Consider the following 15,786-nt stretch of genomic DNA (forward strand, 5'->3'; position numbering starts at 1 on the left):
CCACCAGATATGATAAGCTAGATGCCTCGTTCTTAGCTTTTGTGTATCTTGCATCTGTGGCTATTTTGGTGATGTAGCACATTAATTCTGATTTTTCAAACAGGACCTAACTTCCTTTCTGGTTTTTCCAATCGCTCGATGAGCTGCCGGTGACAGTCATCAATTTCCTGCTCGGTTTCCTCCATAGGCAACGGAGTGTAAAATCTGTCATACAGTAGTTTCAGCGTGTCATTCATGTGCCTCGCCTCCTTATAGCAAGACACAATAGCACAGGTTCGAGGAAATATCCACTATTATATTTTTCAATAATTTAGTTGTCTTAGTCTTCCAAAGGTTCCGATTGATATAATCAGGCTTAATACTCTCTTGTTTTCAAAACCGTCAGCCCCTTGCCATAACCAGAAGTTACATGCCCGGAATTGCGTGTATTGTACTTATAGGTTTTTTACAAAAAGAGCCCGGATCGCATTGAGAACCGCCAGAATCATGACACCTACATCAGCAAAAACCGCCAGCCACATATTTGCAAATCCCAAAGCGACCAACACCAGGCAGAGCAGCTTGATCCCGATGGCCACCACGATGTTCTGATACACTATGCCCAAGCACTTGCGTGAAATTTTGATCGCCTTGGCAATCTGCATGGGATCGTCATCCATCAGAACCACATCTGCAGCCTCGATAGCGGCGTCAGAACCCATGGCACCCATGGCAATACCGATATCGGCGCGGCCCAGCACGGGGGCGTCGTTGATACCGTCCCCCACAAAGGCCAGCTTTTCCTTGCCTCGCTTTCTGGCAAGTAGCTCCTCTACCTTTTCCACTTTGTCAGCTGGGAGCAACTGGCTGTACACCTGATCCACCCCCAGCTCCTCCGCTACCTGATCGGCCACTTGCTTGGCATCCCCGGTGAGCATCACCGTTTTGTATACACCAGCGGACTTCAATGCCTGGATAGCCTGCCTGGAGGTGGGCTTTATCAAGTCGGAGATGACAATGTGCCCGGCATATTGTCCGTCAATCGCCATGTGGATGATGGTTCCCACGCTGTGGCAACTGATGTAAGGAATACCCAGACGATCCATCAGCTTATCATTGCCGGCCGCCACGGTGTGGTCGTCCACCACGGCGGTGACTCCGTTGCCGCTGATTTCCTGGATTTGGGATACCCTGCTGCGGTCGATTTCCTTGCCATAGGCACGCTGCAGGCTCTTGCTGATGGGATGGCTGGAGGCTGACTCCGCCAGCGCAGCATATTCCACCAGTTTGGCGTTTTCAATTTCATTGTGGTGAATTCCGTTGACCTCAAAGACCCCTTGGGTCAGAGTGCCGGTTTTATCAAACACCACAATGCGAGTTTGTGACAGAGATTCCAGATAGTTGGAGCCCTTTACCAATACACCGGCCTTGCTGGCTCCGCCGATGCCGGCAAAGAAGCTCAGGGGAATACTGATGACCAGGGCGCAGGGACAGCTGGCTACCAGAAACGTGAGCGCCCGGTAGATCCAGGTCTCCCAGGCGGGAGATTGTCCCAATCCCAGCATGAGCACCAACGGCGGGAGAATGGCCAGCGCCAGGGCGGCATAGCACACAGCAGGGGTATAGATCCGAGCGAAGCGGGAGATAAAGTCCTCCGACTTGGACTTACGGGAAGAGGCATTTTCCACCAAATCTAGGATTTTAGACACGGTGGACTCCCCAAACGCCTTGGTCGTCTGGATCTTTAACAGCCCGGTCATGTTGATGCATCCACTGATGATGGCATCTCCCGTCTGCACCTCCCGGGGCAGAGATTCTCCGGTCAGGGCGGCGGTATTCAAAGTAGAGGCTCCTTCCACCACCGTGCCGTCGATGGGTACCTTCTCCCCAGGCTGCACCACGATGATGGAGCCGATGTCCACCTCATCCGGATCCACCTGTTCCAGTTTGCCGTCCCGCTCTACATTGGCGTAATCGGGCCGGATGTCCATGAGGTCGCTGATGTTCCGGCGGCTCTTTCCCACAGCGTAGCTTTGGAACCACTCACCCACCTGATAAAACAGCATCACCGCGATGGATTCCAGATAGTCCCCGTTTTCATAGACCGCCAGGGCCAAGGCCCCCAGTGTGGCCACTGCCATCAGAAAGTTTTCATCAAACACCTGACCATTACGGATGCCCTTATAGGCCTTCCGCAGGATATCATAGCCAATGACCAGGTAGTCCACTAAATAGAGAGCCAGCCGCAGCCAACGGCCTGAACTGCCCAGCGAATCAAAGACAGATGTCCCCAAAGACTGGAGGCCCAACAGCAAGACCGTTGCTGCCAGAATGCGCCAGAGCATGACCTTTTGTTTTTTTGTCATACCGCTGCTGGACTTCTGGCCAATGAGCTGCAGCACCGCCGCCAGAAGGGCTACTGCAGCCAGCAGGATATTCACGATCAGTTCCTGCATCGTCTATACTCCTTTCTACCGGTCTCCTCACAGAAAGATCTCGCAGTCAGGCTCTACCTTTTTGCAGGCCTTGACCACGTCCTGCATGACGCCGGCAGGCTCATGACCCTCTTCAAACTCCACGATCATCTTCTGAGTCATAAAGTTTACGGTGGCAATCTGAACGCCAGGAGTCTTGCGGGCAGCCTCCTCCATCAGGTTGGCACAGTTGGCGCAGTCCACTTCGATCTTGTAAGTCTTTTTCATCTTGAAAACTCCTCTCTGAATTCCTTGCTTTCGCTATTACGATTAAGCAAGCATTTAATTGTAGTGTCATCATAGCCGGTGAACCTCCCGCCGTCAATGTTTCAGGACGATATCCTTCCGTTTGGGCAAACGGTTCTTCTGTTTGGGCAAATAGTGAGTGTTTTCTTAACATATAAAAGGACTGGAGTCATCCATGACAACTCCAGTCCTTTTCTTCAATCTATGGTTACAGTCTGTTTCGCTCTCCCCAGTCGCACATCTGGTCCAGAATGGGAATCAGAGACTTTCCACGCTCAGTGAGACTATACTCCACCTTCGGGGGAATCTGCGGATACTCCTCCCGGTGGACCAGCTGATCTGCCTCCAGTTCCTTCAGTGTGGAACTCAGCGTCTTGTAGGAGATCCCCCCAATATACTTTTTCATCTCGTTGAAGCGAACCACCCCAAAACACATGAGGGTATAGAGAATAGTCATTTTATATTTGCCGCTGATCAGAGATAAAGTATAGCTGAACCCGGTATCGGCCAGATTGGCAGATGAAATGCAGGTTTTATATTCCTTTAACTCGCTCATAAACACTTTCCTTTTCGTAAGTATTAAACCTCTACGCAAGTATCGCACTTTGATGTGCGTACTTGTTCTTTTTCCCATTCTTGCTATGATTGTACTATCAGCAGGTGAGAAAGTCAATTTCTCAAGGACAAGGAGGAAATTTTATGAGTAAGAACATCGTAGTCATTACAGGTAGTCCCCGAAAAAATGGCAACAGCTTTGCCATGACGGATAGTTTCATCCAGGCAGCGGAGGCAAAGGGACACACCGTCACCCGCTTTGACGCAGCCATGATGAAGATCGGCGGCTGCCATGCCTGCGAGACCTGTTTCAAAACTGGGAAGGCCTGCTCCTTTGACGATGACTTCAATATCATCGCACCGGCTATCCTGAAGGCTGATGCCATTGTCTTTACCATGCCCGTCTATTGGTACTCCATTCCCGCCCAGATCAAAGGCGTTATCGACCGGATCTATTCCCTGGTGGTGGGTGGCAAGGACATTGCCGGGAAAGAGTGCGCCCTCATCGCCTGCTGCGAGGAGGAGGATCTGTCTGTACTGGACGGTGTGCGCATCCCCATGGAGCGAACAGCTGCCCTCAACAAGTGGAAGATGGTGGGCGAAGTGCTGATTCCCGGCGTCTTGAACGCAGGCGACATCAACAAGACGGACGGCTGCCGGCAGGCCGCAGAGCTGGTGGATAAGATTTGAAAGGAAGAAAAGGAATGGGCAAGCAGATCGTAATTCTCAATGGCAGTCCCCGGCGAAAAGGAAACACTTCAGCCCTGGTACGCGCCTTTACAGAGGGTGCGGAAAAGGCCGGGCATATCGTCCGGGAATTCTTTTTGAGCGATATGAATATCCACGGCTGTAAGGGCTGCTTCAGTGGACACAGTACAAAAGAATGTCCCTGTATCCAGAGAGACGACATGGATCAGATCTATCCGGCGGTGCGGGAGAGCGATGTGGTCGTATTGGCATCGCCGCTGTATTACTGGAACCTGAGCGGCCAGCTTCGAACAGCCATGGACCGTCTTTTTGCGCTGGAGGAGAACGATGGAAATCTGCTCCGGGGACATGACCGCTTTGGCGTGCTACTGATGGCTGCGGAAGGCCACGATTTTGAAGATGTACAGGCATACTACAGCCACCTAATGAAGCATCTTCGATGGACAGAACTTGGTCATGTTTTGGCCGGCGGAAACGCAGATGTGGGGGATATTGACGGAAAACCTGAGCTTCAGCAGGCTTATGCACTGGGACAATCCATTTGAGATTCCTGCTCTCACGAAACGGCCAAACAAAATATCAAAAGGAAGGCCGGAGCGGTGTTGCTCCGGCCTTCCTTTTGCCTGCGACATCAGGTTCTTTTTCGTTTCCCCGTATTCTCCGACCCCCTGACCTCCTCGTGGTAGAAATAGTCCACAATCACCGGGTGGCCCGGCTCCGCCAGGCTATAGGGCAGTTCGTTATCCACAAAGGGACAGCCACTTTCGATCGCCAGCTGCTCTGCTTGCTGCTCAAGGTCACGGAAATAGCTCCGATCACCCTTTTGATAGATGGCCTGATACAAGTTGATCAAGTGTGGATACTTTTCATGGATGTAGTCTAAAATCTCCTGCTTGAATCCGCCCCGCAGGTTCAGGTTCTCCAGCCAGACCAGGTCGCACTGATTCTTCACTCGATGGAAAATGGCCTTAAAATCCGTGATACCGGGAAATACCGGCGCGATAAAGCAGATCGTACGGATACCCGCGTCGTAGACCTGCTTCATGGCACAAAGCCGTCGCTCAATGCTCACTGCCTTGTCCATATCCCTACGAAAATCCTCATCCAGTGTATTGATGGACCAGGAGACGGTCACCTTTCCCATCTCCCGGAGCAAGTCAATATCCCGCACCACCAGGTCGGACTTGGTACAGATGAGGATCTCCGCCCCGCTGCCTTTCAGCTGCTCTAACAGCTTGCGAGTGTTTTGAAACTGCTCCTCTTGGGGGAGATAGCCGTCGGTCACCGAGCCGATGACCACCCGCTGTCCCCGGTATTTTTGAGAATTTTTGATCTCCCGCCAGTGCTTTACATCCAGAAAGGTCCCCCAGGGCTCGGTGTGCCCGGTAAAGCGCTTCATAAAGGAGGCGTAGCAGTACTTACAGCCGTGAGTGCAGCCCACATAGGGGTTTACGGAGTAGCCTCCTACGGGCAGATTGGATTTGGTCATGATGTTTTTTGTCTCCACATCCCGGATCAGGATATCGTTTTCCATCATTTCTGCCATTTGGCTTGTTCCTCCAGTACCTTATGAAATGCGGTGGGTAATTCCTGCATCATCTGTTCCTCTCCCATAATGGGAAGCAGGTCTTCCTTCATAAAGACCGGGATACCCAGGGTATGGGCTTGGTCGGTCAGGTTCCACACCCACTCCGGCTTGGATACAGATTTTCCTTTTCGGCGTCCAGTTTCAGTTCCGATGACCACCCACTCGATCCCTGTGAAATCCACTGGCCCGATGTCGTCAAACATGGGCTCAAAGGTGGCGTGATAATGTCCGCCGCGGATATGCTCCCGCAGTGCCGGGATCCGGTTCTTTTCCTTACAAGAGGTAACGGTCACGCCGAACCAGGCGTTATCCAGATGGGTAGAGAAATCGATTTTCTCCGGCCGCTTGGTCAGGAACAGATACTGGTGCTGGGGATTGCGCTCCATTTTGGCAAATACCTCATCCCGCCACTCTGCTCTCCAGCCGGAAAAGTCACTCATTCCAGTAAGCAGAAAAATCTGGGGGCGAGTTTTCTCCATAAGCCGCAATTTTCCGGGGAAGTACTCCGGCTTCTCAAAATCATCAATCATATGGAACCGTCGTACATTATTTCTGGCATAACAGTAGCTGCAGCCGATGGTACAGCCAATGACCAGATTCATGTTCTGAATCTGGGATTTGATGCACACCGCCATTGGAATCTCCCCCAGTCATTTCTGCCTTAGCCTTCCACTGCCGGGGCGACTTTTCCAAAGCCATTCCAGGCATAGAGACCCTGTTTGCTCTCGTCACCCAGGAACTTGTCCACCTGGCAGATATGCATGATATGGTCGCCCACCTCTACAGTCTGCTGTAAAGTAGCTACCATGGCAAGGCGGGTATCCGCAGGAATCTGAATGTCGCTGCCCTCTACGGAGGTCATCTCAATGTGGTTTTCCTCCACCTTGTGGCTGGTGGCACCGGTGGAACTGCCGCAGGCCACCACGGCCTGAGTCAGACTCTCCCCCGGAACTGTCACGATCACCTTGCCGGTTTCCCGCACCCGCTTGCCGGTATGGGACTGCTTGCCAGCGGCAAAGCCGACCATGGGCGGGTTGAAGGACAGGTAGGACACAAAGCAGATGGGGGCCAGGTTCGTGGTGCCGTCTTCATTCTGGGAACAAATCAGGGTCAGGGGATTAGGGGAGGTCAGGACAGTGGCCTCCATGATGTTCAGTTCTTTCATAAATCAATACCTCACTCTCAATTCGTTCTGTCATTGACATCCCATTTTGATGTCGATATAATTATTATACTTAGAAGAAATAACGGTGCAAGTACGCAGATTATTTGTACTTGGTACGAAAAACCATACCGATGGAGAGAGTGCTGCGTTATGAATCAATCCATGACCTATGAGGAATTTCAAGCCCGAGTGGGCAGTGTTATCCTGACCGAAAACGGAAACTGCCCGGTGACCCCGGTGGTTCAGATGCTCCAGGGGAAATGGAAGCTCCAGATCATCTACGAGCTCTGTATCCAGTCTCCCATGCGGTTTGGGGAACTGAAAAAGATGCTCAAACCTATCACAAACACCATGCTCACCAACGCATTGAAAGAGCTGGAGGGGGATGGTCTGGTACACCGGGAGCAGTATAATGAGATCCCGCCCCGAGTAGAGTATTCCCTGACAGAAAAGGGAACGGATTTGCTGCCCATTTTCTACGCCATCTCCCAGTGGGGCATGAAATATATCCCTTGAGCAAGTGGCTTTCCAAGAGTTCTCCAAAACAACAAGAGACGCCGGAATGGTTTGACAATCGGTCAAATCATTCCGGCGTTTTTTAAAAGGAAACGGTACGCAAGTCGAGCTTGTCTGCCTCTGTAACCGGTCTTAAGGGACGGCAGGGCGTTCCTGCGGCAACAACGCCCGCGGGGATGTCCCGGGTCACCACGCTTCCAGCCCCAATGATGGAACCCTTCCCGATGGTGACTTCTCCGCATATCACAGCATTGGCACCAATCCACACATCCTCCTCCAAGGTAATAGGGGCCGATGTGGTAATCGTCTCTGCCCGCTGTTGGGCATCCATGGCGTGGCCCACACAACTGATACATACGCCGGGGGCAATAAAGGCGTTGGCCCCGATATGCACCGGGGAAGTATCCAGAATCACACAGTTATAATTGATAAACGCCAGTCCGTGAGTATGGATATTGAACCCATAATCGCAACGAAACCCAGGCATGACAAAGGTTTTCGGATCACATGTACCAAACAGCTTTTTCAAAATCTCTCTGCGCCGCTCCTCCTGCCCGGGCGGCAGCTGATTATACTCCCAGCACAGCTGCTCGGCATTTTTCTTCAGACTTTGAGGAAGATGAAAGTTATAGACGCTGTACGGAGTGCTGCTTGTCAAAAGTTCCATTGGTTCCATCGTTTGTTTCACATACCTTTCCTCTGCTAATGCTCATTTATGGTCAAATACTCAGAAATTCCAACAAATCGTTTTTCCATGCGGCAAAATCCCGCAACCCCAAATCATATAGGTTTCGTTCCGCATCCTCTTTCATGGAGTAAGTCCCCACGCGGATGGGCTCACTGGCAGCAAAGACAAAGGCAGTCCCATCCCGTTCCAGGGAAAACACATCCTTCCAATTTTCGTTGTACACTACATGGCGACGATCAATAGCATCCACAATGTTGGGGTAACTGCGGCAGGCCCGCCGATACAGCCTGCGCATACCCTGAGGCTTTCGTACATAGTCCCGGTTCTTGGAGAGAATGACCACCAGCTTATCACACCCCTGCTCCAGGGCGCGGCGAACCGGGATGGCATCGGTAAGGCCTCCGTCAAAGTAGGGCACTCCGTTGAGTTCCACCGGATGGCAAGCAACCGGGATGGCACTGGAGGCCATGATCAGGCGGTAATCGTCCTGCGCCATCATCTCCCGCCCATAGTACTCCGGCAATCCTGTCAGCGCGTTTGTGACCACAATCTCGTACTCCGCCGGGTTGTTCATCAGAGCGGGAAAATCCAGAGGATCTTCTCCTTCTTTGCGGGTCAATTCACCATAGATGTACTTCAATCCAAACAGATCTCCGGTTTTCAGCAGGCTTCTCAAACCGAAGTAATTCTGCGAATGAATATGCTCCGTAAAAAAACGAAGATTCCGGCCTCTTTGCCCCGCCAGATAGGAAGCCAGATTGCCAGATCCACCGGATACGCCAATGCAATAATCAAACGTAATCCCTTCGTCCAGAAAGGCATCCAGAATCCCAGCGTTATAGGCGCACTTCATCCCGCCGCCTTCCACCACCAATCCGATCTTTTTCTGCGTGTTCGTTGTCAACATCTCCTCATGGGGTAAAGTCCCGCTCTGCCTTCTGCTCCAGCTCGTCCAGCTTTTTACCGTACCGGTCTATGATGTCTTGCAGGGTGATGGTCTGCATTTTTTGTTCGGCAGCCTTCTGGATCTCCTGGTAAAAGTCCGCAATGCTCAGCTGCACATAGATCCCCACGCCACATTCCGGATTGGTATCAATATCCCAGTGAAGTAGGGGCTTATTGCCCTCAATTGCCCGGTAGACATCCAACACCGTGATCTCATCCGGGCGCCTGGTCAATTCAGCATTGGCCTGTCCCTGTGAGCTGGTAATCATGCCGGCACTCTTCAGCTTGGCCATTAGCTGCCGGATATAGGCCGGGTTCGTTTTTACACTTTCTGCGATCTTAGCACTTGTGATCCGCTGACCGGCTCCCATACTGAGAAAGGCCAATATATGAAGTGCGTCACTCAACTTGGTAGAGTATTTCATGGGCTCACCTCAAAAATTTTTAATTGCCTGCTTGTAATTTATAAAATAACATGCTATGCTTGCAACATGTAATTATTATAATAACAGGTTGGAGGAATCATGTCAACTATGCTACTGAACCACAAAATATTCATTGATTCCGCCGTCCACCGCCAAAATGTGCAGGTCTTGGTAGACAAAATTAGTGGGGCCGATGCAATTTTGGTGGGCGCTGCGGCGGGTATGTCAGCTTCCTGCGGCTTCAACTTCTTCTATCAAAACGATGCGATATTTGAGCAATACTTGGGAGACTTCCACCGAAAATATGGATTTACCGGTGCCTTCAATGGATTTTACTACCGTTATCCGTCCCCGGAGGCCCACTGGGCCTTCCTTGCCCGAATGGGTTACATGGAGTATGAATGTCCCACAGGTCAGCCCTATTATGACCTGATGAAGCTGCTTCAGGATAGGAATTACCACATTATGACTACAAACCAAGACTTTCAGTTTACCCGCGTGGTATCAGAAGATAAGCTGAGCGCCATCCAAGGGGACTCCCGTTATTATCAGTGCAGCCGCCGCTGCCACGACGAGATCTACTGGAACAAAGAGATGGTTTATGAAATGAACGATGCAATTGATGAAAATCTCTGTATCCCGGCAGAATTGATCCCTCGGTGTCCCAAATGCGGTGCGGAAATGGAACCTTGGGTGCGAGGCTATACCTTTTTGGAGGGTAAGAAGTACAAGGAAGAATACAGAAAGATCAATGAGTTCCTGACTGCTAATCAGAATAAAAAAATCCTCTTCCTGGAGTTGGGGGTGGGGCGCATGACCCCCATGTTTATTCAGGAACCCTTTTGGAATCTGACCTATTCTCTCCCGCAGGCATATTACATCACCATCAACCCAAAAGACGCGCTCCTGCCCCAAGCGTTATCTCAAAAGGGTTGGGCCATCAAAGAGGATATTGCCGCTGTCTTGCAGGATGCGGCAGCACATATGTCCGGAAAGGAAGACTCATCATGTATGATCTAAGACCAGTCGCAGAGAAAATCCAAAAAGCGGATGCCATCTTGATTGGAGCCAGCAATGGCCTGTCCATGACTGAAGGACTGCACCTCTTTGCAGATAACCAGGCATTTGAGAATTTGTTCGGCGACTTTAAGGACAAGTACGGCCTTCGGTGCCTGCTGCATGGGATGGGAACCCGCTGGCCTTCAGAAGAAGTAAAATGGGCCTTCTGGAGCAGGCTCATCCACCACTACTGCGGACAGTATCAACCCACACAGGTCATGCAGGGCTTGAAAGCCATTGTGGGCAACAGGGACTATTTCGTCCTTACCTCCAACGGAGAATGTCACTTTGAACGCAGCGGATTTGCACCGGAGAAGATTTATGAAATCGAGGGGACCTGGCTGGCCATGCAATGCGCCCGCCCCTGCCATGATACCCTCTATCCCATTTTGGAGTTGGCAGAGCAGATGGCAGCTGCGGAACAGGATGGCAGAATCCCCTCTGATTTGGTGCCCCGGTGTCCCCGATGCGGCGGCCCCATGGAGGTTCATATGGCAGCAGGGCCGAATATGGTTCCGGACCACGGCGCCACGCAGAGATTCCAGAGTTTTCTGAACCAATATCACGAAAAAAAGCTGGTCGTGTTGGAGTTGGGGATCGGATGGCGCAATCAACTCATCAAAGCGCCTCTGATGCGTTTGGTGGATCAGGAGCCCAACGCCACCTATGTTACCATCAATCTGGGCGAGGTCTACATTGCAGACAGTATCAAACGCAAGTCATTTGGTCTGGACGGCTCGCTGGGCGAGATTTTATCCGCCCTTCGGGAGGCGGATCAACGATGAACATATCAGGAAAGGAGACACTAAATATGAAATTGGGAATTATTCGTTGTACGCAGACAGAGGACTATTGCCCCGGAAGTGGGGATTTTCAAACCATCCGTGAGCGGAAAGGCGCTTTTGCAGGTGTGGAGGATATTGAGCTGGTGGGTTTTATCAACTGCGGAGGCTGTCCCGGAAAGAAAGTAGTGCTGCGGGCGAACTCTCTGGTTAGCCAGGGGGCGGACACCATTGCGTTTGCCTCCTGTATCCAAAAGGGCACGCCCATCGGCTATCCCTGCCCCTTTGCCAAGCGGATGAAGGATCTGGTACAGAATGCCGTTGGCGACAAGGTTCAAATCCTGGACTATACCCACGACGCAGGACCGAAACAGGAATAAGTTTGCACCCGCACCTACCTGTGGTATGATAAATCAAACAGGAGGGTGATCCGATGCAAACCACTTCTTTGCCTCACGACCATGGACAGCCCATGGAGCAAGAACTGCAGAATATGCCCAGCGTGGAGAATTTTCAGACGCTGTCAGATATTTTTAAGCAACTGGGGGACGGCAGTCGCCTGCGTATTTTCTGGCTGCTGTGCCACTGCGAGGAATGTGTGGTCAATCTCTCCGCCATGGTAGGGATGAGCAGTCCGGCGGTATCCCATCACCTCAAACTACTGAGAGCCGCCGGTTTGATTGTCAACCGCAGGGCGGGAAAAGAAGTATATTATACCGCGGCAAACACACAGCAGGCTCAGCTGCTCCATCACATGATTGAAGACTTAGTGGTAATTGCCTGCCCATCAAAGCAAAATTTGTGAGGAAGTTCGCATGAAACAACAGGAACCCACATATGTCACACAGCAATTACAGGATGTTCCGGCCGGAGGCCTGACAATCGTTCGCAATTCTCCATCCGGTCAGGAGTATGTCCTTCTAACCGGGCAATTTTCTGCAAAAACAGTTGGAAAAGGGAAAATAGAAGCCTACCATGTATTCCCCGGCGTCGACGCTTCCTACAACCTGCTGTCAGCTGCGGAAATCACCGTACACCACGCTGCTTCCTCCTCTGTTCTGGAGCTGTTCTACTGCCGTAACGGCCGTGTAGGCTGGAATATGCGGGGTGGCACAGCGGTCTATTTGGGTGCCGGAGATCTCACCGCTCACAGCTCCGCTTGCTGTGCGGACTCGGCCATGATGTTTCCGTTGGGCTATGCGGAGGGCATTTCTCTTTCCATCGATTTGCCGGTCCTGGACGCAAATTGCCCGGAAATTCTAAAAGAGTCCGGCTTGGATCTTCCAACCATACAAAGCACCTTTTGCGGTGAAAAACCGGTAGCTATCCCGGCCTGCCCGGAACTGGAAGGGATCTTTGCGCCCCTGTATTCAGCCCCCTCTTTCCGGCGCAGGGCTTACTTACAGCTCAAAATCCAGGAGTTGCTGCTCTATCTCTCGGATGTGGAGCCCGAAAAGCATGCACTGACGCAATACGGTTCTCAACAGACGGAACTGATCAAGGAAATCCACCGTCAGCTGACAGAACATTTGGATCAGCGGTTTACCATTGAGGCACTCTCCAAGCAATACCTCATCAACACCTCCACGCTGAAGGAAGTCTTTAAGACCGTATATGGCCTGCCCATTGCCACTTACATGAAAGAATACCGCATGGCACAGGCCATGAAACTGCTGAGAGAAACCAGGATTCCGATCTCCGAAATCGCAGATCGGGTGGGCTACGAAACCCAAGGGAAATTTTCAAAAGCATTCAAAGATGTGACACAGATACTCCCAACCGAGTATCGTCGTACCCAGGATTCCAATTGGAACGATTAAAACAGGCAAAAGATTTTAGCCACAACCGCTTGAAGGGCACCCCTTTTGCAAGGAGTGCCCTTCAAGCGGTTTTTTGTAATCTCGTTGATTGTTCAGATAATCTGATTGCCGGTAGACCAGACATGGTCCTTTTTCGCTGCAGCAATCGTGTTCTGGGCCATGACACCCACCAGCGGATGGGGGGTGTAAAGCTCCTCCAGATAGGCACACTCCTCCACCGTCAGGGCGAGATCCACCGCCTTGGCGGCCCCTTCGATGTGATGGAGTTTTGTAGCTCCAACCACCGGAGCGGTAACACGGGTCAGCAGCCAGGCCAGGGAGATTTCTGTCATGGAAACGCCCCGGCGGTCCGCCAGCTCCGCTACCCGGGTCAAAATGGGAGCGTCCTGATCGTGAGCCGCGCCGTATTTGAGTTGGGCGTAGCTGTCCTCCTGAAGCCGCTTGGAGGTCTCACCGGAGCGCTTGGAAAGCCGCCCGCCGGCCAGAGCGCTGTAAGGGGTCATGGCAATGTTCTCCTCCCGGCAGTAGGGTGCCATCTCCCGTTCCTCTTCCCGGAAGATCAAGTTGTAGTGCCCCTGAACGGAGACAAATTTGGTAAAGCCCTCTTTCTCCGCCAAGGCGTTGGCCTTGGCGAGCTGCCAGGCAAAGCAGTTGGAAATGCCGATATACCGAGCCTTGCCCGCCTTTACAGCGTTGTTCAGTCCCTCCATGATGTCATAAAGGGGCGTCTGGTGATCCCACATGTGATAGATATAGAGATCTACATGGTCCATCCCCAGGTTCTGAAGGCTCTTGTCCAGCATCCGCCGAATGTGCTCCTGGCCGCTGATGCCGGCCTCAATTTCCTCATTGGTGCGGGGCAGGAACTTAGTAGCTACCACCACCTCGTCCCGCTTGGCAAAGTCCCGCAGGGCCCGGCCCACATACTGCTCGCTGGTGCCACTCTGGTAGCCAATGGCGGTGTCAAAAAAATTAACCCCAAGCTCCAGTCCTCGCTTGATGATCTCCCGGGAATGCGCCTCGTCAATGGTCCAGGAGTGCTGACCGTTTTGGGCGTCTCCGAAGCCCATGCACCCCATGCAGATACGGGAGACATTCAAATCAGATTTGCCCAGTTTTGTATATCTCATATCGATTCACCTCAGAGTTTCAACCCGGACACCCATGTTTTCAGTTCGTCCGCGTTCAGCCGTCCGTTGAGTAATCGTCCATCCACGATCCTGGCACCGGGGGCACTGGCCCGGAGCCCTGCCGCCGACTTACCCAGTCCGCTGCCGCCGGAGGTGGCAAAGAGAACGATCGTCTTGCCGGAAAAGTCGTAACTCTCCAGGAAGGTGTTAATGATGGTGGGAGCTGTGTACCACCAGATGGGGAAACCTAGGAAAATTACATCATACCCAGCTACGGGGGCATCCGTATCGGCCAGGGCCGGACGGGAGTGCTTGTCGTTCATCTCCACACTGCTGCGAGAGCGCTTATCCATCCAGTTGAGGTCGGTGCTGGTATAGGGAACAGCGGGCTTGATTTCATAGAGATCCGCCCCTGAGGCCTTTGCCAGGGCCTTTGCCGCCTTTGCAGTGGTACCGCTGGCGGAAAAATAAGCAACTAATGCATTCATAGATGAAACCTCCTTTGGCCTCATTGTAAATCCAGCGTCTAAAAATGTAAAATGCTCATTTCCTATTTAGAAATATTCTCGTAAAGCATTTTTATATTGCCGGATGGGGGTGGATATGATACGATGGGCTCAAGGAGGCGGAACCATGGAACTTCGTGTTTTGAAATATTTCCTGGCGGTGGCCAGGGAGGAAAACATTACTAAGGCAGCAGCTCTGCTTCACCTGACCCAGCCCACCCTCTCACGGCAGTTGATGCAGCTGGAGGAGGAGTTGGGGGTACAGCTTTTTCGCCGCAGCCGTTATCACATTGAACTGACGGAAGACGGAATGCTGCTGCGCCGCCGTGCGCAGGAGTTGGTGGATCTGGCAGAAAAGACGACCAGGGAGTTTACCATGCGTGAAACAGAGCTGATGGGAGAAATCGCCATTGGTGCAGGAGAGACCCGAAGCATGTCCTTCCTCTCCCGCGCCACGGTTTCTTTCCGGGAACGCTATCCCAAGGTCACCTTCCGAATTTTCAGCGCCACCGCCGACGATGTGAAGGAACGGTTGGACACGGGCCTTTTGGATATGGGCCTTCTGACAGAACCAGTGGATGTAGGGCGATATGCGTTCTGCCGAATGAAAGAACGTGATCGTTGGGGGGTATTGGTGCGCCTGGACTCTCCGCTCGCCGGACTGGATTCCGTCACACCCGATGATCTGGAACAGGTTCCGTTGATTATCAGCGGCCGTGAGCGTGTCCAGAGGGAGTTAGCCAACTGGTTTGGTGACCGATGGGAGCGGCTGCAGATTGCCGCCAGCTTTAATCTGATCCTCAACGCAGCCAACATGGTACGCTATGGTGTGGGAACCGCGCTGAGTTTTGATTTGAATTTTTCTTTTGATGATCTCCGATTCATACCGCTTTCTCCCACGATGGACACAGGAACCGTCCTGGTCTGGAAGAAGGATCTGGTACTGACACCGGTGGTGGAGGCCTTCCATCAGCATATCAAAAATGTGCAATAGGCATTTTTGGAAAAAGAAAATAAGCATTAGACATAGCAAAAAGTCTGATTTACAATGCAGGTGTCCGAGGAAGGACGCCTGCATTTTCATTTTGGAGGTTTTAGTGTGAAAGCAGGTAACGGTTCAGGACAGATGAAAAAGGGTGCACGAAACCGGCCCTGCCAACATCGAAGTTTTCAGGGCAAAAGGCAAAAGAGAAGAAGCTG

21 protein-coding genes are annotated in these 15,786 nt (G+C 52.0%); 9 read left to right on the plus strand and 12 right to left on the minus strand.

The features are described 5' to 3' along the window. Nucleotides 1-95: 95 nt before the first annotated feature. From H6B51_RS13300 to H6B51_RS13315, 4 genes are all read right to left on the minus strand, one after another. Complete coding sequence (locus tag H6B51_RS13300) at nt 96-236, minus strand: hypothetical protein (RefSeq protein ID WP_204884165.1); 141 nt, start codon at nt 234-236, stop codon at nt 96-98. A gap of 198 nt (nt 237-434) precedes the next feature. After that, nucleotides 435-2,435 (minus strand): heavy metal translocating P-type ATPase, encoded by a 2,001-nt coding sequence (locus H6B51_RS13305; protein WP_335342161.1) that lies wholly within the window; start codon nt 2,433-2,435, stop codon nt 435-437. A 27-nt stretch (nt 2,436-2,462) separates the two neighbouring features. After that, the gene (locus tag H6B51_RS13310) at nt 2,463-2,681 is read right to left on the minus strand and encodes a cation transporter (protein ID WP_087257609.1); all 219 of its coding nucleotides are present in this window, start codon (nt 2,679-2,681) and stop codon (nt 2,463-2,465) included. A 226-nt stretch (nt 2,682-2,907) separates the two neighbouring features. Then, on the minus strand, nt 2,908-3,255 hold the full coding sequence (locus H6B51_RS13315; protein ID WP_006572276.1) for a winged helix-turn-helix transcriptional regulator: 348 nt from the start codon (nt 3,253-3,255) through the stop codon (nt 2,908-2,910). 143 nt (nt 3,256-3,398) lie between these two features. Here H6B51_RS13315 and H6B51_RS13320 point away from each other — a divergent pair, with 143 nt between their 5' ends. Both H6B51_RS13320 and H6B51_RS13325 read left to right on the plus strand, forming a co-directional pair. Then, on the plus strand, nt 3,399-3,944 hold the full coding sequence (locus tag H6B51_RS13320; RefSeq protein ID WP_006572277.1) for a flavodoxin family protein: 546 nt from the start codon (nt 3,399-3,401) through the stop codon (nt 3,942-3,944). A 14-nt stretch (nt 3,945-3,958) separates the two neighbouring features. Further along, nucleotides 3,959-4,507, plus strand: a complete 549-nt coding sequence (locus H6B51_RS13325; protein WP_006572278.1) for a flavodoxin family protein — start codon at nt 3,959-3,961, stop codon at nt 4,505-4,507. Between the two features lie 86 nt (nt 4,508-4,593). On the opposite strand, the gene H6B51_RS13330 is transcribed toward H6B51_RS13325, so the two are convergent. Genes H6B51_RS13330 through H6B51_RS13340 form a run of 3 tightly spaced genes read right to left on the minus strand, consistent with a single transcriptional unit; the run spans nt 4,594 to nt 6,715 of the window. Next, nucleotides 4,594-5,508: a radical SAM mobile pair protein B gene (locus tag H6B51_RS13330; protein WP_204884156.1), complete on the minus strand. Its 915-nt coding sequence runs from the start codon at nt 5,506-5,508 to the stop codon at nt 4,594-4,596. After that, on the minus strand, nt 5,496-6,185 hold the full coding sequence (locus H6B51_RS13335) for a radical SAM mobile pair protein A (protein WP_204884157.1): 690 nt from the start codon (nt 6,183-6,185) through the stop codon (nt 5,496-5,498). The genes H6B51_RS13330 and H6B51_RS13335 overlap by 13 nt, the downstream gene beginning before the upstream one ends. A gap of 26 nt (nt 6,186-6,211) precedes the next feature. Then, nucleotides 6,212-6,715 carry a flavin reductase family protein gene (locus H6B51_RS13340; protein ID WP_006572281.1) on the minus strand — a complete coding sequence of 168 codons (504 nt, stop codon included), beginning with the start codon at nt 6,713-6,715 and terminating at the stop codon, nt 6,212-6,214. Nucleotides 6,716-6,865: 150 nt separating this feature from the next. Between H6B51_RS13340 and H6B51_RS13345 the strand changes: the two genes are divergently transcribed. Next, complete coding sequence (locus H6B51_RS13345) at nt 6,866-7,231, plus strand: winged helix-turn-helix transcriptional regulator (protein WP_006572282.1); 366 nt, start codon at nt 6,866-6,868, stop codon at nt 7,229-7,231. A gap of 82 nt (nt 7,232-7,313) precedes the next feature. Here the strand turns inward: H6B51_RS13345 and H6B51_RS13350 are convergent, their stop codons facing one another. The 3 genes from H6B51_RS13350 to H6B51_RS13360 are packed head-to-tail and all read right to left on the minus strand — an operon-like array spanning nt 7,314 to nt 9,289. Continuing rightward, nucleotides 7,314-7,907, minus strand: a complete 594-nt coding sequence (locus tag H6B51_RS13350; protein ID WP_204884163.1) for a sugar O-acetyltransferase — start codon at nt 7,905-7,907, stop codon at nt 7,314-7,316. A 43-nt stretch (nt 7,908-7,950) separates the two neighbouring features. Beyond that, nucleotides 7,951-8,826, minus strand: coding sequence for a patatin family protein (locus tag H6B51_RS13355; protein ID WP_204884158.1), 876 nt, complete (start codon nt 8,824-8,826; stop codon nt 7,951-7,953). A gap of 4 nt (nt 8,827-8,830) precedes the next feature. Further along, a complete protein-coding gene (locus tag H6B51_RS13360; RefSeq protein ID WP_006572286.1) occupies nt 8,831-9,289 on the minus strand; it encodes an Rrf2 family transcriptional regulator in 459 nt (152 codons plus the stop codon). 108 nt (nt 9,290-9,397) lie between these two features. Between H6B51_RS13360 and H6B51_RS13365 the strand changes: the two genes are divergently transcribed. From H6B51_RS13365 to H6B51_RS13385, 5 genes are read left to right on the plus strand one after another with little or no spacing between them, the layout of a single operon-like run. Continuing rightward, entirely contained in the window at nt 9,398-10,309 is a 912-nt protein-coding gene (locus tag H6B51_RS13365) for an SIR2 family NAD-dependent protein deacylase (protein WP_006572287.1), read from the plus strand. Next, nucleotides 10,297-11,133 (plus strand): SIR2 family NAD-dependent protein deacylase, encoded by an 837-nt coding sequence (locus H6B51_RS13370; protein ID WP_243421308.1) that lies wholly within the window; start codon nt 10,297-10,299, stop codon nt 11,131-11,133. Before H6B51_RS13365 ends, H6B51_RS13370 begins: the two co-directional genes overlap by 13 nt. A gap of 26 nt (nt 11,134-11,159) precedes the next feature. Next, on the plus strand, nt 11,160-11,510 hold the full coding sequence (locus tag H6B51_RS13375) for a CGGC domain-containing protein (RefSeq protein ID WP_040646647.1): 351 nt from the start codon (nt 11,160-11,162) through the stop codon (nt 11,508-11,510). A 53-nt stretch (nt 11,511-11,563) separates the two neighbouring features. Then, nucleotides 11,564-11,935: an ArsR/SmtB family transcription factor gene (locus tag H6B51_RS13380; RefSeq protein WP_040646649.1), complete on the plus strand. Its 372-nt coding sequence runs from the start codon at nt 11,564-11,566 to the stop codon at nt 11,933-11,935. Between the two features lie 10 nt (nt 11,936-11,945). Further along, nucleotides 11,946-12,950 carry a helix-turn-helix domain-containing protein gene (locus tag H6B51_RS13385; protein ID WP_204884159.1) on the plus strand — a complete coding sequence of 335 codons (1,005 nt, stop codon included), beginning with the start codon at nt 11,946-11,948 and terminating at the stop codon, nt 12,948-12,950. 92 nt (nt 12,951-13,042) lie between these two features. Here the strand turns inward: H6B51_RS13385 and H6B51_RS13390 are convergent, their stop codons facing one another. Both H6B51_RS13390 and H6B51_RS13395 read right to left on the minus strand, forming a co-directional pair. Further along, nucleotides 13,043-14,080, minus strand: coding sequence for an aldo/keto reductase (locus H6B51_RS13390; protein WP_040646651.1), 1,038 nt, complete (start codon nt 14,078-14,080; stop codon nt 13,043-13,045). Nucleotides 14,081-14,091: 11 nt separating this feature from the next. After that, nucleotides 14,092-14,568, minus strand: coding sequence for a flavodoxin (locus H6B51_RS13395; RefSeq protein ID WP_204884160.1), 477 nt, complete (start codon nt 14,566-14,568; stop codon nt 14,092-14,094). A gap of 145 nt (nt 14,569-14,713) precedes the next feature. Here H6B51_RS13395 and H6B51_RS13400 point away from each other — a divergent pair, with 145 nt between their 5' ends. Further along, a complete protein-coding gene (locus H6B51_RS13400; RefSeq protein WP_204884161.1) occupies nt 14,714-15,580 on the plus strand; it encodes a LysR family transcriptional regulator in 867 nt (288 codons plus the stop codon). The last annotated feature ends 206 nt before the right edge of the window (nt 15,581-15,786 follow it).

The sequence above is a fragment of the Pseudoflavonifractor phocaeensis genome (genome assembly GCF_016901955.1).
Taxonomy (GTDB): domain Bacteria; phylum Bacillota; class Clostridia; order Oscillospirales; family Oscillospiraceae; genus Flavonifractor; species Flavonifractor phocaeensis_A.

Coding starts and splice junctions, on each gene's coding strand:
- H6B51_RS13300 (WP_204884165.1), bottom strand. CDS start 236: ATGAATGACACGCTGAAACTACTGTATGACAGATTTTACACTCCGTTG.
- H6B51_RS13305 (WP_335342161.1), bottom strand. CDS start 2,435: ATGCAGGAACTGATCGTGAATATCCTGCTGGCTGCAGTAGCCCTTCTG.
- H6B51_RS13310 (WP_087257609.1), bottom strand. CDS start 2,681: ATGAAAAAGACTTACAAGATCGAAGTGGACTGCGCCAACTGTGCCAAC.
- H6B51_RS13315 (WP_006572276.1), bottom strand. CDS start 3,255: ATGAGCGAGTTAAAGGAATATAAAACCTGCATTTCATCTGCCAATCTG.
- H6B51_RS13320 (WP_006572277.1), top strand. CDS start 3,399: ATGAGTAAGAACATCGTAGTCATTACAGGTAGTCCCCGAAAAAATGGC.
- H6B51_RS13325 (WP_006572278.1), top strand. CDS start 3,959: ATGGGCAAGCAGATCGTAATTCTCAATGGCAGTCCCCGGCGAAAAGGA.
- H6B51_RS13330 (WP_204884156.1), bottom strand. CDS start 5,508: ATGGCAGAAATGATGGAAAACGATATCCTGATCCGGGATGTGGAGACA.
- H6B51_RS13335 (WP_204884157.1), bottom strand. CDS start 6,185: ATGGCGGTGTGCATCAAATCCCAGATTCAGAACATGAATCTGGTCATT.
- H6B51_RS13340 (WP_006572281.1), bottom strand. CDS start 6,715: ATGAAAGAACTGAACATCATGGAGGCCACTGTCCTGACCTCCCCTAAT.
- H6B51_RS13345 (WP_006572282.1), top strand. CDS start 6,866: ATGAATCAATCCATGACCTATGAGGAATTTCAAGCCCGAGTGGGCAGT.
- H6B51_RS13350 (WP_204884163.1), bottom strand. CDS start 7,907: ATGGAACCAATGGAACTTTTGACAAGCAGCACTCCGTACAGCGTCTAT.
- H6B51_RS13355 (WP_204884158.1), bottom strand. CDS start 8,826: ATGTTGACAACGAACACGCAGAAAAAGATCGGATTGGTGGTGGAAGGC.
- H6B51_RS13360 (WP_006572286.1), bottom strand. CDS start 9,289: ATGAAATACTCTACCAAGTTGAGTGACGCACTTCATATATTGGCCTTT.
- H6B51_RS13365 (WP_006572287.1), top strand. CDS start 9,398: ATGCTACTGAACCACAAAATATTCATTGATTCCGCCGTCCACCGCCAA.
- H6B51_RS13370 (WP_243421308.1), top strand. CDS start 10,297: ATGTATGATCTAAGACCAGTCGCAGAGAAAATCCAAAAAGCGGATGCC.
- H6B51_RS13375 (WP_040646647.1), top strand. CDS start 11,160: ATGAAATTGGGAATTATTCGTTGTACGCAGACAGAGGACTATTGCCCC.
- H6B51_RS13380 (WP_040646649.1), top strand. CDS start 11,564: ATGCAAACCACTTCTTTGCCTCACGACCATGGACAGCCCATGGAGCAA.
- H6B51_RS13385 (WP_204884159.1), top strand. CDS start 11,946: ATGAAACAACAGGAACCCACATATGTCACACAGCAATTACAGGATGTT.
- H6B51_RS13390 (WP_040646651.1), bottom strand. CDS start 14,080: ATGAGATATACAAAACTGGGCAAATCTGATTTGAATGTCTCCCGTATC.
- H6B51_RS13395 (WP_204884160.1), bottom strand. CDS start 14,568: ATGAATGCATTAGTTGCTTATTTTTCCGCCAGCGGTACCACTGCAAAG.
- H6B51_RS13400 (WP_204884161.1), top strand. CDS start 14,714: ATGGAACTTCGTGTTTTGAAATATTTCCTGGCGGTGGCCAGGGAGGAA.